This window comes from Pseudomonas sp. FSL R10-1339, assembly GCF_009600545.1.
Lineage (GTDB): Bacteria > Pseudomonadota > Gammaproteobacteria > Pseudomonadales > Pseudomonadaceae > Aquipseudomonas > Aquipseudomonas bubulae.
Window position 1 is genome coordinate 1 of sequence record NZ_WIVQ01000026.1, and the last position, 21,769, is coordinate 21,769.

21 protein-coding genes and 1 pseudogene are annotated in these 21,769 nt (G+C 59.8%); 7 read left to right on the plus strand and 15 right to left on the minus strand.

Features of this window, described 5'->3' with window-relative positions; genetic code table 11:
- Both GHO03_RS10350 and GHO03_RS10355 read right to left on the minus strand, forming a co-directional pair.
- A pseudogene (locus tag GHO03_RS10350) lies at window positions 1-256 on the minus strand (YdcF family protein); the annotation flags it as partial.
- Window positions 257-413: 157 nt separating this feature from the next.
- Window positions 414-698 (minus strand): hypothetical protein, encoded by a 285-nt coding sequence (locus GHO03_RS10355; RefSeq protein WP_094999426.1) that lies wholly within the window; start codon window positions 696-698, stop codon window positions 414-416.
- Between the two features lie 235 nt (window positions 699-933).
- On the opposite strand from GHO03_RS10355, the gene leuS reads away from it, so the two are divergent.
- The 5 genes from leuS to GHO03_RS10380 all read left to right on the plus strand — a co-directional run bounded on the left by leuS (window position 934) and on the right by GHO03_RS10380 (window position 7,000).
- On the plus strand, window positions 934-3,540 hold the full coding sequence (gene leuS / locus GHO03_RS10360) for a leucine--tRNA ligase (RefSeq protein ID WP_095039136.1): 2,607 nt from the start codon (window positions 934-936) through the stop codon (window positions 3,538-3,540).
- 89 nt (window positions 3,541-3,629) lie between these two features.
- Complete coding sequence (gene lptE, locus GHO03_RS10365; protein ID WP_094999428.1) at window positions 3,630-4,235, plus strand: LPS assembly lipoprotein LptE; 606 nt, start codon at window positions 3,630-3,632, stop codon at window positions 4,233-4,235.
- Between the two features lie 42 nt (window positions 4,236-4,277).
- Window positions 4,278-5,315 carry a DNA polymerase III subunit delta gene (gene holA, locus GHO03_RS10370; protein WP_094999429.1) on the plus strand — a complete coding sequence of 346 codons (1,038 nt, stop codon included), beginning with the start codon at window positions 4,278-4,280 and terminating at the stop codon, window positions 5,313-5,315.
- A gap of 174 nt (window positions 5,316-5,489) precedes the next feature.
- Window positions 5,490-5,639 (plus strand): alternative ribosome rescue factor ArfA, encoded by a 150-nt coding sequence (gene arfA / locus GHO03_RS10375; RefSeq protein ID WP_003444166.1) that lies wholly within the window; start codon window positions 5,490-5,492, stop codon window positions 5,637-5,639.
- A gap of 50 nt (window positions 5,640-5,689) precedes the next feature.
- Window positions 5,690-7,000, plus strand: a complete 1,311-nt coding sequence (locus GHO03_RS10380) for a lytic murein transglycosylase (protein ID WP_094999430.1) — start codon at window positions 5,690-5,692, stop codon at window positions 6,998-7,000.
- A gap of 38 nt (window positions 7,001-7,038) precedes the next feature.
- Here the strand turns inward: GHO03_RS10380 and GHO03_RS10385 are convergent, their stop codons facing one another.
- The 13 genes from GHO03_RS10385 to GHO03_RS10445 all read right to left on the minus strand — a co-directional run bounded on the left by GHO03_RS10385 (window position 7,039) and on the right by GHO03_RS10445 (window position 19,444).
- Window positions 7,039-7,989, minus strand: a complete 951-nt coding sequence (locus GHO03_RS10385) for an LD-carboxypeptidase (RefSeq protein WP_153399773.1) — start codon at window positions 7,987-7,989, stop codon at window positions 7,039-7,041.
- A gap of 4 nt (window positions 7,990-7,993) precedes the next feature.
- Window positions 7,994-9,034, minus strand: coding sequence for a lipoyl synthase (lipA, locus tag GHO03_RS10390; RefSeq protein WP_094999432.1), 1,041 nt, complete (start codon window positions 9,032-9,034; stop codon window positions 7,994-7,996).
- 1 nt (window position 9,035) lies between these two features.
- Window positions 9,036-9,689: a lipoyl(octanoyl) transferase LipB gene (gene lipB, locus GHO03_RS10395; protein ID WP_094999433.1), complete on the minus strand. Its 654-nt coding sequence runs from the start codon at window positions 9,687-9,689 to the stop codon at window positions 9,036-9,038.
- Window positions 9,689-9,964 carry a DUF493 domain-containing protein gene (locus GHO03_RS10400; protein ID WP_016779266.1) on the minus strand — a complete coding sequence of 92 codons (276 nt, stop codon included), beginning with the start codon at window positions 9,962-9,964 and terminating at the stop codon, window positions 9,689-9,691. The genes lipB and GHO03_RS10400 overlap by 1 nt, the downstream gene beginning before the upstream one ends.
- A 79-nt stretch (window positions 9,965-10,043) precedes the next feature.
- Window positions 10,044-11,201, minus strand: a complete 1,158-nt coding sequence (locus GHO03_RS10405) for a D-alanyl-D-alanine carboxypeptidase family protein (RefSeq protein ID WP_094999434.1) — start codon at window positions 11,199-11,201, stop codon at window positions 10,044-10,046.
- Window positions 11,202-11,377: 176 nt separating this feature from the next.
- On the minus strand, window positions 11,378-12,367 hold the full coding sequence (locus GHO03_RS10410) for a septal ring lytic transglycosylase RlpA family protein (protein ID WP_094999435.1): 990 nt from the start codon (window positions 12,365-12,367) through the stop codon (window positions 11,378-11,380).
- Window positions 12,367-13,377 (minus strand): lytic murein transglycosylase B, encoded by a 1,011-nt coding sequence (gene mltB, locus GHO03_RS10415; RefSeq protein ID WP_153399775.1) that lies wholly within the window; start codon window positions 13,375-13,377, stop codon window positions 12,367-12,369. The genes GHO03_RS10410 and mltB overlap by 1 nt, the downstream gene beginning before the upstream one ends.
- 17 nt (window positions 13,378-13,394) lie before the next feature.
- Window positions 13,395-14,498 (minus strand): rod shape-determining protein RodA, encoded by a 1,104-nt coding sequence (gene rodA / locus GHO03_RS10420; protein ID WP_165484550.1) that lies wholly within the window; start codon window positions 14,496-14,498, stop codon window positions 13,395-13,397.
- 31 nt (window positions 14,499-14,529) lie between these two features.
- Window positions 14,530-16,425, minus strand: a complete 1,896-nt coding sequence (mrdA, locus tag GHO03_RS10425; protein ID WP_094999438.1) for a penicillin-binding protein 2 — start codon at window positions 16,423-16,425, stop codon at window positions 14,530-14,532.
- Between the two features lie 12 nt (window positions 16,426-16,437).
- Window positions 16,438-16,905 carry a 23S rRNA (pseudouridine(1915)-N(3))-methyltransferase RlmH gene (rlmH, locus tag GHO03_RS10430; protein ID WP_003444191.1) on the minus strand — a complete coding sequence of 156 codons (468 nt, stop codon included), beginning with the start codon at window positions 16,903-16,905 and terminating at the stop codon, window positions 16,438-16,440.
- 9 nt (window positions 16,906-16,914) lie between these two features.
- A complete protein-coding gene (gene rsfS, locus GHO03_RS10435) occupies window positions 16,915-17,409 on the minus strand; it encodes a ribosome silencing factor (protein WP_016779261.1) in 495 nt (164 codons plus the stop codon).
- 72 nt (window positions 17,410-17,481) lie between these two features.
- Window positions 17,482-18,204, minus strand: coding sequence for a nicotinate-nucleotide adenylyltransferase (gene nadD, locus GHO03_RS10440; RefSeq protein ID WP_232527619.1), 723 nt, complete (start codon window positions 18,202-18,204; stop codon window positions 17,482-17,484).
- Complete coding sequence (locus tag GHO03_RS10445; protein ID WP_133143815.1) at window positions 18,173-19,444, minus strand: glutamate-5-semialdehyde dehydrogenase; 1,272 nt, start codon at window positions 19,442-19,444, stop codon at window positions 18,173-18,175. Before GHO03_RS10445 ends, nadD begins: the two co-directional genes overlap by 32 nt.
- A gap of 176 nt (window positions 19,445-19,620) precedes the next feature.
- On the opposite strand from GHO03_RS10445, the gene GHO03_RS10450 reads away from it, so the two are divergent.
- Together GHO03_RS10450 and GHO03_RS10455 are read left to right on the plus strand one after the other, a co-directional pair.
- Window positions 19,621-20,289, plus strand: coding sequence for a DNA-3-methyladenine glycosylase (locus tag GHO03_RS10450; protein ID WP_094999968.1), 669 nt, complete (start codon window positions 19,621-19,623; stop codon window positions 20,287-20,289).
- A gap of 161 nt (window positions 20,290-20,450) precedes the next feature.
- The gene (locus tag GHO03_RS10455; protein WP_153399777.1) at window positions 20,451-21,767 is read left to right on the plus strand and encodes a bifunctional DedA family/phosphatase PAP2 family protein; all 1,317 of its coding nucleotides are present in this window, start codon (window positions 20,451-20,453) and stop codon (window positions 21,765-21,767) included.
- Window positions 21,768-21,769: the final 2 nt, after the last annotated feature.

Consider the following 21,769-nt stretch of genomic DNA (forward strand, 5'->3'; position numbering starts at 1 on the left):
GCACCACAATGGCATCGGCACGCGCGGCCAGCGTCGACCACTCGCTCTGCGCCAGCGGTGGTTCGCGCTCCAGCACACGGGCGCCCCACTCCACCATTATTGGCAAACTCATCAGCCAGAAGCCGCCCAGCCCCAGGGCAAACAACACACCCGCCACTCGCGGGCGCGAACGCCGTAGCCACCAGGCAAGCGCCAGGAGCAACAGAAAAATGCCAGGGGGTAATAGAAGCTGTTTTAAAAAGTATCGAATAGGCATCGAGCATCTCCAAAGATGCCCGAAGCCTAAGGGGGTTGATTGAGCGCATCAACAACGCAGGTGAGAAACCCAAACACAAACGTGTAATGCATCAACCCGGAGGTACAACTTTCTTGATGCGGCTTTGTTGAAGGCCGGGCTTGAATCGCCGTATGGCCTAAGCTCCCTGCACCCTGTCTTTAAGCCAGATAACCTTGGCCCTGGGGGCATCCTGCATGTTCACGCTGCCTTGCGAGCGTTTAATTGCCTCACGCCCGATCCGGTTCAAATAGAGGTTGATCAACTCCAGCTCGGCATGACTCAAGCCTCGCAATTCCAACTCGACTGGGCGTTCATCACGTAATTGGACAGCCGTCTTTGCTGAATCAAGAGCCACACTCAAACGATCAATCAGCCGCTCATACACTTGCGATGTTGCTACGCTGCGTTGCAACTCTGCCATCCGTCCACCTCATTTAAGGAAATGAATCTCCCCCACAGGAGAGCTTAGCTGCGCTTGTAAAAGCGGCGTGCTGCTGCGACCAACGGAGTGATGAGGCAATCAGGGTTTCCCTCGATAGAGCGGGGTCATGTATGCTACGGGACTTCCTGTAACCCCTGCTCCAACCTGACCGGGCAACACTGTCGCCGGTCTATGTTGAAGAGGATTAGGCCACCCTTTATCAGTACAAGTAGCCATGCACGAACAATATCAGCCCCGTGAAATAGAAGCCGCCGCCCAATCATTCTGGGACAACCAAAAGTCCTTCGAAGTCAGCGAAGATCTAGGCAAAGAGACGTTCTACTGCCTATCGATGTTCCCGTACCCAAGCGGCAAGCTACACATGGGGCACGTGCGCAACTACACCATCGGTGACGTGATCTCCCGTTACCAGCGCATGCTCGGCAAAAACGTCCTGCAACCCATGGGTTGGGACGCCTTTGGCATGCCGGCCGAAAACGCCGCGATGAAAAACAAGGTCGCGCCGGCCAAATGGACGTACGAAAACATCGCCTACATGAAAACCCAGCTGCGCAGCCTGGGTCTGGCCGTTGACTGGTCGCGCGAAATCACGACCTGCAAGCCGGATTACTACCGTTGGGAACAATGGCTGTTCACCCGCCTGTTCGAAAAAGGTGTGATCTACCGTAAAAACGGCACCGTGAACTGGGACCCGGTGGACCAGACCGTTCTGGCCAACGAGCAAGTGATCGACGGCCGTGGCTGGCGTTCGGGCGCGGTAATCGAAAAACGCGAAATCCCGATGTACTACTTCAAGATCACCGCTTACGCGGATGAGCTGCTTGAAAGCCTCGACGACATGCCGGGCTGGCCCGAGCAGGTTAAAACCATGCAGCGCAACTGGATTGGCAAATCCCGCGGCATGGAAGTGCAGTTCCCTTACAACGTCGAGTCCATCGGCGCAGCAGGCGCGCTCAAGGTCTTCACCACCCGCCCTGATACCTTGATGGGCGCGACCTATGTCGCTGTGGCTGCCGAGCACCCGCTCGCCACCCAGGCAGCGCAGGGCAACCCCGAGCTGCAAGCGTTTATCGCCCAGTGCAAAGGCGGCAGCGTGGCAGAAGCCGACATGGCAACCCAGGAAAAAATGGGCCTGCCAACCTCCCTGTTCGTCGAGCACCCGCTGACCGGCGAAAAGCTTCCTGTATGGGTCGCCAACTATGTACTGATGCATTACGGCGACGGCGCGGTGATGGCTGTACCAGCACACGACGAGCGTGATTTCGAATTCGCCACCAAGTACAACCTGCCGATCAAGCCGGTTGTGCGTACCAGTGCTGGCGACGAGTCACCGGCACCGTGGCAGGACGCTTACAACGAGCACGGCCCGCTGATCAACTCCGGCGAATTTGACGGCCTGGATTTCGACGCCGCATTCGCCGCCATCGAAGCCGCCCTGACTGCCAAAGGCCTGGGCCAGGCGCGCACCCAGTTCCGCCTGCGTGACTGGGGCATCAGCCGCCAGCGCTACTGGGGCTGCCCGATCCCGATCGTGCATTGCGATACCTGCGGTGACGTACCAGTACCTGAAGCCCAGCTGCCAGTGGTCTTGCCAGAAGATGTCGTACCCGATGGTGCCGGTTCGCCACTGGCACGCATGCCTGAATTCTACGAGTGCAGCTGCCCTAAATGTGGCGCACCGGCCAAACGCGAAACCGACACGATGGACACCTTCGTCGAGTCGTCGTGGTACTACGCACGTTACGCCTCGCCGCACTATGAAGGCGGTCTGGTCGAGAAATCGGCAGCAGACCACTGGCTACCGGTGGACCAGTACATCGGCGGTATCGAACACGCCATTTTGCACCTGCTGTACGCGCGCTTCTTCCACAAGCTGATGCGTGACGAAGGCCTGGTCAGCTCCAACGAGCCGTTCAAGAACCTGTTGACCCAGGGCATGGTGATCGCCGAGACCTACTTCCGTACGCTGGACAACGGCGGCAAGGATTACTTCAACCCGGACGACGTGGAAATCGAACGTGATGCCAAGGCCAAGATCATCGGCGCCACGCTGAAGAGTGACGGCCTGCCGGTGGAAATCGGCGGCACGCAGAAAATGTCCAAGTCGCTCAACAACGGTGTTGACCCGCAATACATGATCGAACAGTACGGCGCAGACACCTGCCGCCTGTTCATGATGTTTGCTTCGCCGCCTGACGCAAGCCTGGAATGGTCCGACTCGGGTGTTGAAGGCTCCCACCGCTTCCTCAAGCGTGTATGGCGCCTGGCCCATGCCCATGTAGGCCAAGGCCTGCCGGGCGCGCTGGATATCGCCAGCCTGAACGATGAGCAAAAAGTCATTCGCCGTGCCATCCACCAGGCTATCAAGCAAGCCAGCCAGGACGTCGGCCAGCACCACAAGTTCAACACCGCCGTCGCCCAGGTGATGACCGTGATGAACGTGCTCGAAAAAGCACCGCAAGCGACTGAACAAGACCGCGCCCTGCTGCAGGAAGGTCTCGAGACTGTAGCTCTGGTACTGGCGCCGATCACACCGCACATCAGCCATGAGCTGTGGAACCGGTTGGGGCATGCAGGTGCAATCATCGACGCTGCATGGCCAACCCTGGATGAAACCGCGCTGGTTCAAGACACCCTGCAACTGGTTATCCAGGTCAACGGCAAGCTGCGCGGGCATATTGAAATGCCAGCTGCTGCCAGCCGTGAAGAGGTTGAAGCTGCTGCCCGCACCAACGAAAACGTACTGCGCTTTACAGAAGGCCTGACGATTCGCAAAGTGATCGTGGTACCAGGCAAATTGGTCAATATCGTCGCCAGCTAACTGGAACAGGCGCCCGCGTCATGCGCGGGCGCCCAACAAGACCTTCAGGGCCGCGTGGTCGGCCCATCTGGTTTCAAGGGGAGCAACACATGATCAAACGCAACTTGCTGGTGATGGGTCTCGCAGTTCTGTTGAGCGCCTGCGGCTTTCAACTGCGCGGTACCGGCACCAACCAGCTGACGATCACCGAACTCGATGTCAGCGCGCGCAATGCCTATGGCGACACTGTGCGCCAGCTGCGTCAGGTGCTGGAAAACAGCGGCGTGAAAATCACTGCCAACGCACCATACAAACTGGTTCTGACCGACGAGAAGGAAACCCAGCGTTCTGCCAGCTACACCGGCAATTCGGGTACCGCCGAGTATCAGTTGAACAACGTAGTGAAATACGAAATTCAGGGGCCGAGCCATCTGACGCTGCTGAGCGACAAGGTTGAAGCCTACAAAGTCTACCTGCAGGATGGCAGTAACGTGGCAGGCAGCACCCAGGAAGGCGACATGATCCGTAAGGAAATGCGCCGCGACCTGATCCAGCAACTGGTTCTGCGCCTGGAGCAATTGACCCCGGCCCAGCTGGAAGTACTGCAACAGCAAGCCGAAGCGAAGGCCAAGGCTGAAGCCGATGCCATCGAAGCTGCACGCAAGGCTCAAGAGGAAACTCCTCAACAGTCGCCTCTCGAACTGCAAAACCAGTAAGGCATACGGGGCGCTCAAGCGCCCCGCTATCGTTATGGTCCTATGAAACTCGCTCCCGCCCAACTCGCCAAGCATCTGCAAGGCCCCCTTTCTCCCGTCTACATCATCAGCGGCGATGACCCGTTGTTGTGCCAGGAAACCGCCGACGCCATCCGCAGTACCGCCCGCAAGCAGGGTTTCGATGAGCGCCAGGTGTTCAGCGCCGACGCCAGCTTTGACTGGGGCACGCTGCTGCAAGCCGGTGCCAGCATGTCGCTGTTTGCCGAAAAGCGCCTGCTGGAACTGCGCCTGCCTTCGGGCAAGCCTGGCGACAAGGGTGCTGCGGCGTTGATCGAATACTGCTCGCGCCCTGCCGAAGACACCCTGCTGCTGATCAGCCTGCCCAAACTCGACGGCAGTGCGCAAAAGACCAAGTGGGGCAAGGCGCTGATTGAAGGGGCGCAAACCCAGTTCGTGCAGATCTGGCCGGTGGACGCCAACCAGTTGCCGCAATGGATTCGCCAGCGCTTGTCGCAGGCCGGGCTGTCGGCCACCCATGATGCGGTGGAACTGATAGCAGCCCGGGTCGAAGGCAATCTTCTGGCTGCTGCGCAGGAAATCGAAAAGCTCAAGTTAATGGCTGAAGACGGGCAAATCACTGTCGAAACCGTGCAAGCCGCAGTGGCTGACAGTGCGCGGTTTGATGTGTTTGGCCTGGTGGATGCGGTACTTAACGGCGAAGCTGCCCATGCTCTGCGTATGCTCGAAGGCTTGCGCGGTGAAGGCGTAGAGCCTCCTGTGATCTTGTGGGCCCTGGCGCGTGAGCTGCGGGTACTGGCCAATATTGCCCTGCAGTACAGCCAGGGCACGCCATTGGACAAGGCGTTCAGCCAGGCGCGACCACCGGTGTGGGACAAGCGCAAACCGTTGATGAGCAAAGCCTTGCAGCGTTATTCGGCGCAGCGCTGGGCGCAATTGTTGTTGGACGCGCAGCGTATCGATGCCCAGATCAAGGGCCAGGCAGCAGGGTCTGCCTGGAGTAGCCTGAGTCGTCTGGTGCTGCTGATGTGCGGGCAACGCCTGAATCTGCCAGCTGAATAAACACTGCTTTCTGTGGGAGCGGGCTTGCTCGCGATGCGGGCGTCGCGGCCTGACAGGCTGATAGCGTTGATGCTAACGCGAGCAAGCCCGCTCCCACCGATCACTATCCTGTAGACAATACGAAAAAACCGGCCGATGATTTGCGCTTGTTCAACTCAAGCGAGAGCACATGCCATGAGCAAGCGCCCCAACAAGGCCAAATCCATTGTTGCCCAACCCCTGTTCCGCAGCCGCCAGGAACGCCCCGCCAAAGGCAAAGGCAGCTACCGCCGCGAAGCCTTCCAGTCGAGAGACCGGGAGGCTTTTTACTTTCTGGCTGCCTGACGACGGGGATGATAAGGTCTGCTTCTGTTTTGCATTACCTGGACCTGCGCATGCTCTCACGTCATACACGCCGTTGGCCGATGCGCCAACTGATCGCTGCTTCCAGCGTCATCCTTTTAGTCGCCTGCGCAGAGAAACCGACCGCAGCCGATGCTCAAACCTTGCCTGTGGTACCTCCGGCACCTGCGGTCATCAGCAGCGCGCCAGTGCCAGGCACCGACACCCCTCTTGTTCAGCCCACTCAAAGCTTCAGCGAATGGCAAGCCGATTTCCGCGCCCAGGCGCTTAAAGCCGGAATCAACCCGCTGGTATTCGATAACGCCTTTGCCGGGATTACGCCAGACATGAGCGTGATCAAGGCCGACCGCAGCCAGCCCGAATTCAGCCGCCCGGTCTGGGAGTACCTGGACGGTGCCCTGTCGCCTTTGCGTGTACGTAATGGCCAGCGTTTGCTGGAGCAGAATGCCGAACTGCTGGGCCGCATCGAGCAGCGTTATGGCGTTGATCGCCAGGCGCTGGTTTCGGTCTGGGGCATGGAAAGCAATTTTGGCTCGTTCCAGGGCAACAAGTCAGTCATTCGCTCCCTCGCGACCCTGGCCTATGAAGGGCGGCGCCCGGAGTTTGCTCAAAGCCAATTGATCGCTGCACTGAAGATTATTCAGGAAGGCGATATAAGCCCCGAAAAAATGCTCGGCTCGTGGGCGGGCGCAATGGGCCAGACCCAGTTTATCCCCACCACCTATGAAACCCACGCCGTGGATTTCGATGGTGATGGCCGTCGTGATATATGGAACAGCTCGGCAGATGCCCTGGCCTCGACTGCCCACTACCTGCAAAGCTCGGGCTGGAAGCAAGGCCAGCCGTGGGGCTTTGAAGTGACGCTGCCTGCCGGGTTCGACTATGCCCTGGCTGATGGCGCAATCAAAAAGAGCGTTGCCGAATGGCAAAAACTGGGAGTCAAGGTACCTGCCAGCGCCGCAGGCTCAGAGCAGTTAAGCGCTGCCCTGCTGCTCCCTGCAGGCTATCGTGGCCCGGCGTTTCTGGTACTGGATAACTTCCGCGCCATCTTGCGTTACAACAACTCATCATCCTATGCACTGGCCGTGGGCTTGTTGTCGCAACGTTTCAACGGTGGCGGGACCATTTTGGCCGACTGGCCAAAAGACGACCGACCGCTGAGCCGCTCCGAGCGCGTCGAACTGCAAATGCTGCTGAGCCAGCGCAATTATGATGCGGGTAATGCAGACGGCATTATCGGCGCCAATACCCGCAAGGCTATTCGCAGCGCGCAGCAGGCCATGGGTTGGCCAGCAGACGGCTATCCGAGCCACAAGCTGCTGGAGAGTTTGCGTAGCCGGTAAGGTTGCTACCCTCTCCCTATGGGAGAGGGGCTTCAGGTTCAGGCGCTTACAACTACATCCTGCTCAAGCACCAGCAACTGCTGATCAGCATCCAGCCTGACCTGCGCCCCCATCGGCAAGGTCAGGTTCGGATCGCAATGCCCGCTGCGCCAACCGGCCAGCACCGGAATACCCAGACCGCCCAGCTCCTGGGTGAGCAACCGCTCCAGCGCCGCAACATCAACTCCGGCCACGTCCCCCACCAGCACTCCGCGCAACCTGTCGAGCTTGCCCGCCAGGCGCAAATGCGTCAGCAGACGGTCGACCCGGTACAACGCTTCGTTGACGTCTTCGATAAACAGGATGATGTCTTCGCTGTCCAGTTCAAACGCCGTGCCCATCACCGCGCAGATCATCGACAGATTGCCACCCAGCAAACGGCCACTGGCGCAGCCCGGGGCAATGGTCGTCAACGGCCAGGCCGCGGGATGCTCCAGCACGGGCGGCTGTTGCCCGCCGAGCATACGCAGCAATGAAGTTTCGGTAGGCGGTTGTTTGTTGCCCAGCAGATCAGCGTTCACCATAGGCCCGTGAAAGGTCACAAAGCCCGCGTAACGGGTGATCGCCAGATGCAACGCGGTGATATCGCTGTAGCCGACAAACGGCTTGGGATGACGACGCAACAGCTCAAAGTCGATGCCATCGAGCAAGCGCGGGCTGCCATAGCCGCCGCGCAGGCAGAAAATGGCATCAATGCTGTCATCGGCAAAAGCCTCATGCAGGTCGCGTAAACGCTCTGCATCAGAACCGGCAAGATAACCCTCCCGCTGCCACACCCCCGGATAGACCCGCAGCTGGTAGCCGCGTGCATGCATCCATTGGGTCGCGAGGTTCAGGTCAAGTTCGGCAGGGCCTGCCGGGGCGATCAGGGCGATCACCCCGCCAGCGGGCAACGCGGGCACCGCGCTATGGGCCTTGAAGGACACTTGCGCGGTGAGCCGGTTAGTCATGGAGTCAGGCACTCACCAGCATGGATTTGACCAGCTTGGCTTGTTCATCAGCGTGGTACGAAGAACGTACCAGCGGACCGGATGCCACGTTTTTAAAGCCCATCTTGTAGCCTTCCTCGGCAAACCACGCGAAGGTGTCCGGGTGCACGAAACGCTGGACCGGCAAGTGGTTGCGCGACGGTTGCAGGTACTGACCCAGGGTCAGCATGTCGATGTCATGTTCGCGCATGCGCTTCATCACTTCGATCACTTCCTCGTCTGTCTCGCCCAGCCCCAGCATCAGGCCCGACTTGGTCGGAATGTGCGGCATCATCTGCTTGAAACGTTGCAGCAGGGTCAGCGACCACTGGTAATCGGAGCCCGGACGCGCAGCCTTGTACAGGCGCGGCACAGTTTCGAGGTTGTGGTTGAACACGTCTGGCGGCTCGGCTGCGGTGATTTCAAGCGCAACATCCATGCGCCCACGGTAGTCCGGAACAAGTGTTTCGAGCAGCACGCCCGGCGACAGTTTGCGGATTTCGCGGATGCAGTCGGCAAAGTGCTGGGCACCACCGTCACGCAGGTCATCGCGGTCTACCGAGGTGATCACCACGTACTTCAGGCGCAGATCAGCGATGGCAATCGCCAGGCTTTCCGGCTCATTGGTGTCCAGTGGCTTCGGTCGGCCGTGGCCCACGTCACAGAACGGGCAACGACGGGTGCAGATGTCACCCATGATCATGAAGGTCGCGGTACCGCCCGAGAAGCATTCGCCCAGGTTCGGGCAGGAGGCTTCTTCGCACACGCTGTGCAGCTTGTGCTTACGCAGCAGGGACTTGATACGGTCGACTTCCGGAGAAACCGGAATGCGCACGCGAATCCAGTCAGGCTTCTTCGGCAGTTCGGTGGTCGGAATGATCTTTACCGGGATACGCGCAACCTTCTCGGCACCGCGCAACTTGACGCCGGTCTCAACCTTGGAACGGGCCTCGCTGGCGCGGGCCGCACGTTCTGAGATATCCAGCGTTGGGATCAGGGTTTGAACAGCGTCTTGCGCAGTAGTCATATCAATCGATTCCGCCCGTCAGGGTCGTCTGCTCAGCATAGTCGAGGTGTTTGACGAGCTGCGAGCGCAGCCGGGCACCAACCTCGGCAAATTCAATCGGCCCTGCATGGTCACGCAGCTGGGTCATCGCCAGCCCCGCATAGCCACAGGGGTTAATCCGTCGAAACGGTTCCAGGTCCATGTCCACATTCAGGGCCAGGCCGTGGAAGGAGCAGCCATTGCGGATCCGCAGGCCCAAAGAGGCGATTTTCGCGCCATCGACATACACGCCCGGCGCATCGGCCTTGGCTGCAGCGCTCACGCCATAGCTGGCGAGCAAGTCGATCAGGCACTGTTCCATCCGCGTGACCAGCTCACGTACGCCATAGCCCAGCCGGCGCACATCGAGCATCAGGTAGGCAACCAATTGGCCGGGGCCGTGGTAGGTCACCTGGCCACCGCGATCCGACTTCACCACCGGGATATCTCCCGGTAGCAGCAGATGCTCGGCCTTGCCTGCCTGGCCTTGGGTAAACACCGGCGGGTGCTGCACCAGCCAGACTTCATCTTGCGTGTCCGGCACAAGCTTGCGCTCATCGGTGAAACGCTGCATCGCCAGCCAGGTGCGCTCGTAATCAAGCTGGCCCAGCTCACGAATACCCAAGACCTGCGACATCACAACACCATATGTACGAAGCCGGTGGCTCGCAATTCGCTGTTGATGTTGTAGAGCTGATCCTGATCAGTTGCCACGATATGCAGCTGGATCGTCGTGTACTTGCCGTTGGTGCTCTGGCGCTCATCGACACGATCATCGTTGACCGTCGCGTGTTTCTTGACGATATCGATGATTTTGTCCTTATTGCCCACACCCGTGTCGCTGATCACCTTAACCGGGTAATCCACGTTGGGGAATTCGATCTTTGGCGCCTTTACTTCGGTATCGCTCATGGCGTATTGGCCTCGTAAGCCCGGAACAACAAAGGTGGCCCCGCGCAGGGTAGGCGCGGGGTCACACAGGTGGGTGCAATCAGTTGAACAGCCCGTAGAAGAATAGACGGATGCTATCCCACACGCGTCGGAAAATACCACCTTCCTCGACGGGCTCAAGGGCGATCAGGTCAGCACTGTGCACAACCTTGTCGTCAAGTTTGACCTCAACCTTGCCGATCACATCACCTTTGGCGATAGGGGCCATCAGTTGCGGGTTCATGGTCATGCTTGCAGCCAGCTTTTTCAGTTGGCCTTTTGGCAGGGTCATGGTCAGGTCATCCGCCAGGCCAGCCTTGACCTGGTTGGTGGTGCCTTTCCAGACCGGAGCCTGAGCCAGCTCGGTGCCCTTCTGGTAGAAGGTCTGGGTTTCGAAGAAACGGAAACCGTAGGTCAGCAGCTTCTGGGTCTCTGCAGCACGGGCCGCTTCACTGTTGGTGCCGAACACCACGGCGATCAGGCGCATGCCATCACGTACGGCCGAAGACACCATGCAATAGCCGGCTTCGTCGGTGTGACCGGTTTTCAGACCATCAACGGTTTTGTCGCGCCACAACAACAGGTTGCGGTTAGGCTGCTTGATACCGTTCCAGAAGAACTCTTTCTGCGAGTAGATCGCGTAGTGAGTCGGGTCTTCGTGGATGATGGCGCGAGCCAGCAACGACATGTCGTGAGCCGACGAGTAGTGATCCGGGTTCGGCAGGCCGGTCGGGTTCATGAAGTGGCTGTTGGACATGCCCAGCTCACCGGCGGTCTTGTTCATCATGTCGGCAAAAGCGTCTTCGCTGCCGGCAATGTGCTCGGACAGGGCGACGCTGGCGTCGTTACCCGACTGGATGATGATGCCATGCAGCAGGTCGCTGACCGACACCTGGGTGCCAACCTTGATGAACATCCGCGAACCACCGGTGCGCCATGCATTTTCGCTGACAGTTACCGGGTCGTTTTCGCCGATCTGGCCACGACGGATTTCCAGAGTCGCGATGTAAGCGGTCATCAGCTTGGTCAGGCTGGCTGGCGGCAGACGCTGGTCGCCGTTGTTCTCGACCAGCACGTTACCGCTGCTGGCATCCATCAGAACATAGGACTTGGCTGCAAGTTGTGGTGGCGACGGCATCATCTCGACTGCCCAGGCGGCAGGAGTGACGATCAGCGGTACTAGCAGGCACAGGCGTTTGGCAAAGGTGGTGATGTTCATCCGTCTCTCGAAGTTGTTAATGGAAACTTACCCTCGCGGGCAAAACTGTACAGGCAGTCGTTTGACTGACTGCCGCGTATTCAGTTGCAGTCCCGGCCCCTGGAAGGGCTTTTATTCTTGACCTCTGCAACTGCGTTTGGGCCCCGACTGCTCAGGGCCCAACGCTTTGTTCGGTGTTACTGATCCGACGTCACAACGCTCGGCTGGCCCAGATTGGCCAGGCGCACGCTGTTTTGTGTTTGTGCCACCTCACCCGCCGAGGCTATTGGCCCCATGCGTACACGGTGCAAGGTTTGCTGATTGCGCACAATCGAACTGATAAACACGGGGGTACTGACCATGCCACTGAGTTTGGAACGAAGCAACTCGGCAGCGTCCGGATTGGCAAAGGCACCGACCTGAAGGTAGGTACCCTGGCCCTTGGCCATTGGACTGACCGGAACCACATCGGCAGCATGCTGCTGTGCGGGCGGCGTCCATTGTTCAACCTTGCCGGTGGACACGGTCGGGGCGGTGTTCTGGGCCACTTTCGGTTCGTTGAGCATCAGCGGCGCAGGGCGACCGCGCTGAGCCCACCAGGCCTGAGGGTCAATACCTTCAACCTTGACCCGGGCCGTACCGGTTTCGGCATAGCCGAGCTTTTTGGCAGCAGCGTAGGACAAGTCGATAATACGATCCGAATAAAACGGGCCACGGTCGTTGACGCGCAGGATAACGGCCTTGCCGTTATCCAGGTTGGTCACCTTGACGTAGCTGGGCAGCGGCAAAGTCTTGTGCGCCGCGCTCATGCCGTACAGGTCATAGACCTCGCCATTGGCGGTGTTCTGGCCGTGAAACTTGGTGCCGTACCAGGACGCGGTGCCCGAGGCCACATAGGTCTTGGACTCTTGCATCGGGAAATAGGTCTTGCCCAGCACCGAGTACGGCGCCGCCTTGTAAGGCCCGGTGTGCAGGGTCGGCGTGGCGTCGGGAATGCGCGAAACGTCAACATCCCACCACGGCGCACCGTCCTTGTGGGCACGGTTGATATCCAGGCCCGGCTTGGAACTGACCGCGGTCGATGTTTGCGGGGGCGTCGAGCGACTGCTCGAGCAGCTCACCAGCAGCAACGCAACAGCGGCGCATGCGGCGAGTTTCAAAGGTGTACGGGTCGCTAGAAACGGCATTACTTGTTGCCCCGCGCTTGAACCAGCAGATCGGACAGTTGATGCACTGCCATGGCGTACATCACGCTTCGGTTATAGCGTGTGATCGCATAAAAGTTTTTCAGGCCCATCCAGTATTCAGGGCCGTCGGCGCCTTCCAGACGAAACGCCGTGACCGGCATATCGTCGCGCAACGCATCATGACTCGACCAGCCCAGCGCTCGCAACTCCCCGACGGTCTTGACCGGTTCGATGCCCTGGGTCAGGCCTTCATCGGCGCGATCACCGGTTACATCGGCGCGAATCACCACCGGCTCACCGGCTACCCAGCCATGACGTTTGAAGTAGCTGGCAACGCTACCGATGGCATCGTCCGGGTTGCTCCAGATATTGATATGGCCATCACCGTCGAAATCCACGGCATAGGTGCGAAAGCTGCTCGGCATAAACTGCGGCAAGCCCATGGCTCCGGCATAGGAACCCTTCAGGGTCAGCGGGTCAACCTGTTCTTCGCGGCTCAGCAACAGGAACTCTCGCAGTTCCTTGCGGAAAAACTCGGCGCGGGGCGGGTAATCGAAACCCAGGGTCGACAATGCATCGATCACGCGGTAGTTACCGGTGTTGCGACCATAAAAGGTTTCGACGCCGATAATCGACACAATCACCTGGGCCGGAACGCCATACTCCTGCTCGGCACGGGCCAGAACGGCTTCGTGCTCGCGCCAGAAATCGACACCGCGGGCGACGCGGGCGTCGGTCAAGAACATCGGACCGTACTCTTTCCACTGCTTGACCCGTTCGGCCGGGCGCGAAATGGCGTCGAGGATGCTTTGCTTGCGCTCGGCTTCGCGGAACACGCCCATCAGCTGCTCGCCGGCAAATCCGTAATCACGGGTCATTTCGCCTACGAACTCAGCCACCTGGGGCGAGCCTTCGTAGTCACCGGCCAGCGCACCCTGTGCGGTCCCGAACAGACCCAGCAGGCCTACCCACGACGCGTATCGAGCAGCCCAGCCACGCATTGCTTGCATTGAATAATTCACCTTAATCAAACTTGTGCGATCCACTTGCGATGTGTGTGGATCGACATCAAAACCCCGAACGCTGATAACAGCGTCACGAGCGAAGTGCCGCCGTAACTGATAAAGGGCAATGGCACGCCCACCACCGGCAGCAGGCCACTGACCATACCGATGTTGACGAAAACATAAACAAAAAACGTCATGGTCAGACTGCCTGCCAGCAATTTGCCGAACAGGGTCTGGGCCTGGGCAGTGATCACCAGGCCACGACCAATCAACAACAGATAAATAAGCAGCAGCGCGCAAATGCCGACCAGACCGAACTCTTCGCCCATCACCGCGATGATGAAGTCGGTATGGCTCTCGGGCAGGAAGTCCAGGTGCGACTGGGTACCCAGTAGCCAGCCCTTGCCGAACACCCCGCCCGAACCAATCGCGGCCTTGGACTGGATAATGTTCCAGCCAGTGCCCAGCGGGTCGCTTTCAGGGTCGAGGAAGGTCAGCACGCGCTGCTTCTGATAGTCGTGCATCACGAAGATCCACATGGCCACCGCCACTGGAACCGTCGCTGCCAGTACGCTGAGGATCCAGCGCCAGCGCAGACCGCCCATGAACAATACAAATGCACCGCCTGCCAGTACCAGCAGCGCCGTACCCAGGTCGGGCTGGCGCACAATCAGGGCAAAAGGCACCCCGATAAGCATCAGGCTGACCGCCACATGCTTGAGTTGCGGCGGCAAGGTTCGCTTGGACAGGTACCAGGCGATGGTCGCGGGCATCAGGATTTTCATGAACTCGGAGGGCTGAAAGCGAATCACCCCGGGGATATTGATCCAGCGAGTGGCGCCCATGGCGTTGTGGCCCATGACATCCACCACCACCAGCAACATCACCCCGATCAGATAGCCGATCGGTACCCAGCGTGCCATGAATCGCGGTTCCAGCTGGGCGATGATAAACATCGATACCAGCCCGATACCGAACGAAGTCGCCTGTTTGCTCAGCAAGTCCCAGCTTTTGCCGCTGGCCGAATACAGTACAAACAGGCTGCCAGCCGCCAGGGTCAGCAGCAGAATCAGCAGCGGGCCATCGATATGCAAACGCTGAAGCAGCGTGGCACGGCGACGCATCACGTCCTCACTGGAGAGGATGCGGTCAAAATTACTCATCATTGGCCGGAACCTCTGCCTTTACGGGGCCGCCGTACTCGGGTTTGAGTTTGCCGTCTTCACCCAGCAACCAGGCATCCATGACCTTGCGCACCACGGGCGAGGCGACACGACTGCCGGCTTCGCCGTTTTCAATCATCACCGAGACGGTGATCTGCGGGTTGTTGGCCGGCGCGAAGCCGACGAACAAGGCGTGGTCGCGGTGACGCTCCTGCACCTTGGAACGGTCGTATTTTTCGCCCTGCTTGATCGCCACCACCTGGGCCGTACCGCTCTTGCCGGCAATCAGGTATTGCGCGCCAACGCCCGCCACCCGCGCCGTGCCGCGAGCGCCATGCACCACTTGCTGCATGCCGTGGTTGACCTTGGCCCAGTTGGACGGGTCACGCAGGACAATATCCGGCACCGGGTCCGGGTCCACCGGCGGTACGCCCTCGATGGTCTTGGCCAGGTGCGGACGGATCCACTTGCCTTTGCTGGCGATCAACGCGGTGGCCTGGGCCAGTTGCAAGGGGGTGGACTGCATATAGCCCTGGCCAATCCCCAGAATCAGCGTCTCGCCCGGGAACCAGGCCTGGCGTCGGGTGGCACGTTTCCACTCGCGGGACGGCATCAGCCCGGCGGACTCTTCGAACATGTCCAGCGAGACCTTGCGGCCGATACCGAACTGGTTCATGTAGCTCGACAGACGGTCAATCCCCAGCTTGTGGGCCAGGTCATAAAAATAGGTGTCGTTGGAGCGCATGATTGCGGTATCCAGATCGACGTAGCCATCACCGCTACGGTTCCAGTTACGGTATTTGTGATCGTAATTGGGCAGCTGGTAATAGCCGGGGTCATACACCCGCGAGGAGCCGGTGATCACGCCGCTGTCCAGGCCGGCAATCGCCACTGCAGGCTTGATCGTCGAGCCCGGCGGATACAGGCCGCGCAGGATGCGGTTGAACAATGGTCGGTCAATCGAATCACGCAGCTCGGCATAGGCCTTGAAGCTGATGCCGGTCACGAACAGATTGGGGTCAAAACTCGGCTGGCTGACCATCGCCAGCACTTCCCCCGTCATCGGGTTGAGTGCCACCACTGCGCCACGACGCCCTGCCAGCGCCTCTTCAGCTGCTTCCTGCAGTTTGATATCGAGGCTGAGTACGATGTCTTTGCCAGGGATCGGGTCGGTGCGCTTGAGTACTCGCAACACGCGGCCACGGGCATTGGTTTCGACTTCTTCGTAACCCACCTGGCCATGCAGCTCGGCTTCGTAGAAACGCTCGATGCCGGTTTTGCCGATATGGTGGGTGCCGCTGTAATTGACCGGATCGAGGGTTTTAAGCTCTTTTTCGTTGATCCGCCCCATGTAACCCACCGAGTGCGCAAAATGCGCGCCTTGAGGGTAATGCCGCACCAGTTGCGCAACCACTTCAACCCCGGGCAGGCGGAACTGGTTTACGGCAATCCGGGCGATCTGTTCTTCGTTAAGCTCAAACAGAATGGGCACCGGCTCAAACGGCCGCCGCCCCTGCTTCATGCGCTTTTCGAACAGGGCGCGATCCTCGGGCGCAAGCTGCAACACTTCAACAATAACGTCGAGCACTTGCTGCCAGTCACCAGAGCGTTCGCGGGTCATGCTCAGGCTGAAGCTGGGGCGGTTGTCTGCGATCACCACGCCATTACGGTCAAAAATCAGACCGCGGGTAGGCGGGATCGGCTGCACATGCACCCGGTTGTTCTCTGACAAGGTGGAGTGGTAGTCGTACTGCACCACCTGCAGGTAATAAAGCCGCGCGAGCAGCACACAAATCAGCGTCACGACCACAATCGCACCGACCACGACTCGTCCGCGCACAAGGCGTGCGTCTTTCTCGTGGTCTTTAAGGCGGATCGGCTGAGTCATTCAGAGCGCTGACTATTTGTGATACGGGTGCCCGGACAGCACTGTCCAGGCGCGATACAACTGCTCACCGATCAGAATCCTCACCAACGGGTGCGGCAGCGTCAATGGCGACAGCGACCAGCGCTGGTCAGCGCGGGCACAGACTTCCGGCGCCAGCCCTTCCGGGCCACCGACCATAAAGTTCACCGTGCGCGAATCCAGGCGCCAGCGGTCAAGCTCAACCGCCAGCTGCTCGGTACTCCACGGTTTGCCGTGCACTTCGAGGGTTACGATGCGCTCGCCCGGGCCTACCTTGGCCAGCATGGCTTCGCCTTCCTGGCGGATGAAGCGGGCCACGTCAGCATTCTTGCCACGGGTGTTGAGCGGTATTTCCACCAGTTCAAGTGCCAGCTCGGATGGCAGACGCTTGGCATATTCATGCCAGCCTTCTTCCACCCACTTGGGCATACGCGAACCGACAGCGATCAAACGCAGGCGCACAGCGAACCCTTACTCTTGGTCTTTGTTGAGCTTCAGGAAGTGCTCATGGGTGTTTTCCGGGCTGTGGTGAGCAGCGCTGCCTGCACGGCTTTGTTCAGCACCGGCCCACAGACGCTCCAGGTCGTAGAACTGACGGGCACTGGCGGTCATCATGTGAACGATCACGTCGTCCATGTCCAGCAGAACCCAGTCGCTGTCGCCCTTGCCTTCTTCGCCCAGCGGCTTGACGCCCAGAGCCTTCACCGCTTCGCGGATCTTGTCGAGCATCGCACCGATCTGACGGTTCGAAGTACCGGTAGCGATGATCATGAAGTCAGTGATGCTGTGCTTGTCACGCACGTCGATGACCTGGATATCCTGGGCCTTGACGTCTTCCAGGGCGGCAACAGCAACCTTGACCAGCTCTTCACCCTTGAGAGGCTCGGCGCTGAAGGTTTTTTCCGGCAATGGCGCGCTTTTGAAGGTGCCTTTGCGCTTTACTTTGCTTACATCTTTGTCAGTCATATAAAACTCGTTTTGCTCGTATGTTCGGGTGTTTCAATACACGACAATTGGCGCCTTGAAACACACCCTTTTTCAGTTCGACGCACGGTAAAGCCCGTGCGCATCGATGTAGGCCAGGACCGCGTCGGGCACCAGGTAACGTACCGACTTACCGCTGGCCAGCAGTTGGCGGATCTGGGTGGCGGATACCGCGAGCGGCGTCTGCCAAACGAATGCAATCTGTCCGCTTGCCCCCTTCAGGGCCAGCGGGTCGCTTACCGAGCGCGCTGCCAGCAGGTTGCGCAAGGCATCCGGCGGTTCGCTGTCGGCATCCGGGCGCTGTAGCACCAGGATATGGCAATGCTGGAGCAACTCTTCCCAGCGATGCCATGTGGGCAGGCCGCAAAACGCGTCCCAACCCAACAGTAAAAACAACTGGTCATACGCGGCCATCTCGGCCCGCATCAATTCCAGTGTATCGATCGTGTAGGACGGTTTGTCCCTTTGCAGCTCCCGGGCGTCCACTACCAGCGTAGCCACTCCTGCGACAGCGCACTCGACCATCGCCAAACGGTCGTGGGCTGACACCTGGGGGGTGTCACGGTGCGGTGGCCTGGCATTGGGGGTAAGACGCAGCTCGTCGAGCCCCATCATCTCCGCCACTTCCAGCCCGCCACGCAGATGACCGATATGCACCGGATCGAAGGTTCCGCCCAGTACGCCTATGCGCTGGGGTAACACGTCGATCACAGGTGCCGGCGCTGACGCTTTCAGCTTGACCAAGTCAGACTGGCTCCTGACCGCGCAACTGGCCATCGCCGACCACAATGTACTTCTCGCAGGTCAGACCTTCGAGACCCACCGGGCCGCGGGCGTGCAGCTTATCAGTAGAAATGCCAATCTCCGCACCCAATCCGTATTCAAATCCATCGGCAAAGCAGGTTGGTGTGTTGAGCATCACGGAACTGGAGTCCACTTCGGCCATAAAACGCCGGGCATCGCCCTGGTGTTCGGTGACGATCGAGTCGGTGTGATGGGAGCCATAGTGATTGATATGCTCAATCGCCTGGTCCAGACCCTCCACGATACGAATCGACAGGATGGCGTCCAGGTACTCGGTGTTCCAGTCGTCTTCAGTGGCGGCAACCACGTCGATCAACTCCCGGGTACGCTCGCAACCGCGCAGTTCGACGCCCTTGGCGCGAAATTGTTCAGCCATTGCCGGCAAAAATTCTGCCGCGACGGCCTGATCCACCAGCAGGGTTTCCATCGCGCCGCAAATGCCATAACGGTAGGTCTTGGCGTTGAACGCAATACGCCGCGCCTTGGCAAGATCGGCATGGGCACTGACGTATACATGGCAGATGCCGTCCAGGTGTTTGATCACCGGCACCTTGGCATCACGGCTGACCCGTTCGATCAGCCCCTTGCCGCCGCGAGGCACGATGACATCAACGTACTCGGGCATGGTGATCAGCGCGCCGACAGCGGCACGATCGGTCACTTCAACCACTTGCACCACGGCGGGCGGCAAACCGGCTTCGGCCAGGCCGCGCTGGATGCACACTGCAATGGCACGGTTGGAGTGAATCGCCTCGGAGCCACCGCGCAGGATGGTTGCGTTGCCCGACTTCAAGCACAGGCTGGCAGCATCAATGGTCACGTTAGGACGCGACTCGTAGATGATTCCGACTACACCCAGCGGTACACGCATCTTGCCGACCTGAATACCCGAAGGGCGGTAGCTCATGTCGCGAATCGCGCCGATGGGGTCTGGCAGGCTTGCCACCTGACGCAAACCGACAATCATGCTGTCGATGCGTGCAGGGGTCAGCGCCAGGCGCTCCAGCATGGCCGGCTCAAGGCCGTTGGCCCGGCCGGCGGCCAGGTCCAGTTCGTTGGCAGCAACCAGCTCCAGGCGTGCAGCATCCAATGCAGCAGCAGCGCCGTGCAGGGCACGGTTTTTCTGCGCCGTACTGGCACGGCCGATCACGCGGGAGGCTTCGCGAGCAGCGCGACCCAGGCGGGTCATGTAGTCAAGAACGGACTCAGTCATGGTCTCAAGGGTCTTGGCAGGGAGGAAAGCGGCCGATTATAGCGGTCCCGCCGCCTCACGCACAGCGGTGGCAGGCGGATGGTCGAAATGGACCACAAATACACTGCGTTCAGCCCCGATTAAGCATGACTTGCTATGATCTGCACCTTTTCAGCTATCCACTGACCGTCCTGCACATGCCCATGATGCTGCCTGATGCCTTTTTCGATCGAGATGCCCAGCTTGTTGCTTGCCAACTGCTGGGCAAAGTCATTCGCCATCGGGTCAACGGGCTGTGGCTCAGCGCCCGGATTATCGAAACCGAAGCCTATTACCTCACCGACAAAGGCAGCCACGCCTCGCTGGGCTATACCGACAAGCGCAAGGCGCTGTTTCTCGATGGCGGGCATATCTACATGTATTACGCCCGCGGCGGCGACTCGCTGAATTTCAGCGCCCACGGCCCCGGCAACGCAGTGCTGATCAAATCGGCCCATCCCTGGCTTGATGAGCTGGCGGGCCCGGACAGCCTGGCGCAGATGCAACGCAACAACCCGGACGCCCAAGGCAACCCCCGGCCCGCACACAAACTGTGCGCGGGGCAAACCCTGCTGTGCAAAGCGCTGGGGTTGAAGGTGCGCGAATGGGATGCAAAATGTTTCGACCCCGAACGCTTGTGGGTCGATGACGTCAGAGAACAACCTTCGAAAATTATCCAGACCACCCGTCTGGGCATCCCCCACGGGCGCGACGAGCATTTGATGTACCGCTTTGTCGATGCTGACTACGCTGCGTATTGCACGCGTAATCCGCTGCGTCGCGGGCAGGTTGAGGGGCGGGATTTCATCACCCTGGAGCACAACTGATCCTGTGGGAGCGGGTTTGCTCGCGATGGCATCGCCGCAATTGTCCTGACAGACCGCGGGGCCTGCATCGCGTGCAAACCCACTCCCATAACTAGAGCCGGGCCAGCTTCAAGACTGTAGCGCCTACAAACAACCTAATAAGCAGACAAGGAAATCGGAACATGGGCCCATGGCTCGATAGCATCACCGGCTGGCTGACAGCCAACCCGCAGTGGCTGGGCCTCGCGGTGTTTATTGTGGCTTGCGTGGAGTGTCTGGCAATTGCCGGCATCATTGTTCCCGGCACCGTATTGTTGTTCGCCATTGCCGTCATGGCCGGCAGCGGCGCCCTGTCCCTGGGCCAAACCCTGCTGCTGGGCTTTCTCGGCGGGTTGCTCGGCGACGCGGTGTCCTACGCCCTGGGCAGGCGCTTCCACCAGAACATTCGCCGCTTACCCCTCTTGCGCACTCATCCCGAATGGATGAACGGGGCCGAGAGCTACTTCCATCGCTACGGTATTGTCAGCCTGTTGGTCGGGCGCTTTATCGGCCCGCTGCGGCCCATGCTGCCGATGGTGGCCGGGATGTGCGACATGCCGATCCCGCGCTTTATCGGCGTCAGCCTGCTGGCCGGAGCAGGCTGGTCGGTGGCGTACCTGCTACCGGGCTGGGCCACCGGTGCTGCCATTCGCCTGCCACTGCCCGAAGGCTTCTGGCTACAGGCCGCCATTGTTGCCGCAGGCCTTGCCGCCCTGCTGGGCCTGAGCATCAATGCCAGTATCCGTCGCCAACCCCGGGCCACGCTGCTGATCGGCACACTCAGCTTCGCCCTGCTACTGGCCGTCTTTATCGGTTATCCACACATGACCGCCTTCGACCAGGGCATCACGGCCCTGGTACAAGAGCATCGCAGCAGTGCCATGGACAGCGCCGCCGTGCTGGTGACGCAAATCGGCAACTTCCGTACCCAGTTTCTGGCGGCAGCCCTGGTGTGCGTCATTCTGCTGTTTACCCGGCAATGGCGGGCAATGTGGTTCTTTGGCGGGATCACGCTGTTTACCGCGCTGGCCAATACCGCGACCAAGCACTTCTTCGCCCGGGTGCGCCCAGAAGTGCTGGTGGACCCGCTGACCAGCTACAGCATGCCCAGCGGCCACAGCTCAGGGGCATTCGCATTTTTTGTAGCCCTGGCCATTCTGGCCGGGCGCAACCAGCCACAACGCATGCGCGTCACCTGGGTATTGCTGGGTTGCCTGCTGGCGATCACCGTGGCGATGTCGCGGGTGTACCTGGGCGCTCACTGGCCAACGGACATCACCGCTGGGGCCCTGCTCGCCATCACGGTCAACGCATTCGCTCTGGCGCTAAGCCAGCGATACATGCCCCTTGAGTCGATCCCGCAGAAAATCTGGTGGCTGATCTTGCCGTCAGTCACTGCGCTCTACGGGTTTTTCATGCTCGGGCACTTGTCTAGGGAACTGCTGCGCTACGCCTACTGAGA

What these genes read in the sequence shown, in the direction of transcription:
- arfA (WP_003444166.1), top strand. Translation starts at nt 5,490, where the DNA reads ATGAGCAAGCGCCCCAACAAGGCCAAATCCATTGTTGCCCAACCCCTG.
- GHO03_RS10455 (WP_153399777.1), top strand. Translation starts at nt 20,451, where the DNA reads ATGGGCCCATGGCTCGATAGCATCACCGGCTGGCTGACAGCCAACCCG.
- GHO03_RS10400 (WP_016779266.1), bottom strand. Translation starts at nt 9,964, where the DNA reads ATGAGCGATACCGAAGTAAAGGCGCCAAAGATCGAATTCCCCAACGTG.
- GHO03_RS10410 (WP_094999435.1), bottom strand. Translation starts at nt 12,367, where the DNA reads ATGCCGTTTCTAGCGACCCGTACACCTTTGAAACTCGCCGCATGCGCC.
- rsfS (WP_016779261.1), bottom strand. Translation starts at nt 17,409, where the DNA reads ATGACTGACAAAGATGTAAGCAAAGTAAAGCGCAAAGGCACCTTCAAA.
- leuS (WP_095039136.1), top strand. Translation starts at nt 934, where the DNA reads ATGCACGAACAATATCAGCCCCGTGAAATAGAAGCCGCCGCCCAATCA.
- lipA (WP_094999432.1), bottom strand. Translation starts at nt 9,034, where the DNA reads ATGACTACTGCGCAAGACGCTGTTCAAACCCTGATCCCAACGCTGGAT.
- mrdA (WP_094999438.1), bottom strand. Translation starts at nt 16,425, where the DNA reads ATGACTCAGCCGATCCGCCTTAAAGACCACGAGAAAGACGCACGCCTT.
- GHO03_RS10445 (WP_133143815.1), bottom strand. Translation starts at nt 19,444, where the DNA reads ATGACTGAGTCCGTTCTTGACTACATGACCCGCCTGGGTCGCGCTGCT.
- rodA (WP_165484550.1), bottom strand. Translation starts at nt 14,498, where the DNA reads ATGCGTCGCCGTGCCACGCTGCTTCAGCGTTTGCATATCGATGGCCCG.
- GHO03_RS10450 (WP_094999968.1), top strand. Translation starts at nt 19,621, where the DNA reads ATGCCCATGATGCTGCCTGATGCCTTTTTCGATCGAGATGCCCAGCTT.
- GHO03_RS10355 (WP_094999426.1), bottom strand. Translation starts at nt 698, where the DNA reads ATGGCAGAGTTGCAACGCAGCGTAGCAACATCGCAAGTGTATGAGCGG.
- mltB (WP_153399775.1), bottom strand. Translation starts at nt 13,377, where the DNA reads ATGCAAGCAATGCGTGGCTGGGCTGCTCGATACGCGTCGTGGGTAGGC.
- GHO03_RS10385 (WP_153399773.1), bottom strand. Translation starts at nt 7,989, where the DNA reads ATGACTAACCGGCTCACCGCGCAAGTGTCCTTCAAGGCCCATAGCGCG.
- lipB (WP_094999433.1), bottom strand. Translation starts at nt 9,689, where the DNA reads ATGTCGCAGGTCTTGGGTATTCGTGAGCTGGGCCAGCTTGATTACGAG.
- nadD (WP_232527619.1), bottom strand. Translation starts at nt 18,204, where the DNA reads ATGGCCAGTTGCGCGGTCAGGAGCCAGTCTGACTTGGTCAAGCTGAAA.
- GHO03_RS10405 (WP_094999434.1), bottom strand. Translation starts at nt 11,201, where the DNA reads ATGAACATCACCACCTTTGCCAAACGCCTGTGCCTGCTAGTACCGCTG.
- GHO03_RS10380 (WP_094999430.1), top strand. Translation starts at nt 5,690, where the DNA reads ATGCTCTCACGTCATACACGCCGTTGGCCGATGCGCCAACTGATCGCT.
- holA (WP_094999429.1), top strand. Translation starts at nt 4,278, where the DNA reads ATGAAACTCGCTCCCGCCCAACTCGCCAAGCATCTGCAAGGCCCCCTT.
- lptE (WP_094999428.1), top strand. Translation starts at nt 3,630, where the DNA reads ATGATCAAACGCAACTTGCTGGTGATGGGTCTCGCAGTTCTGTTGAGC.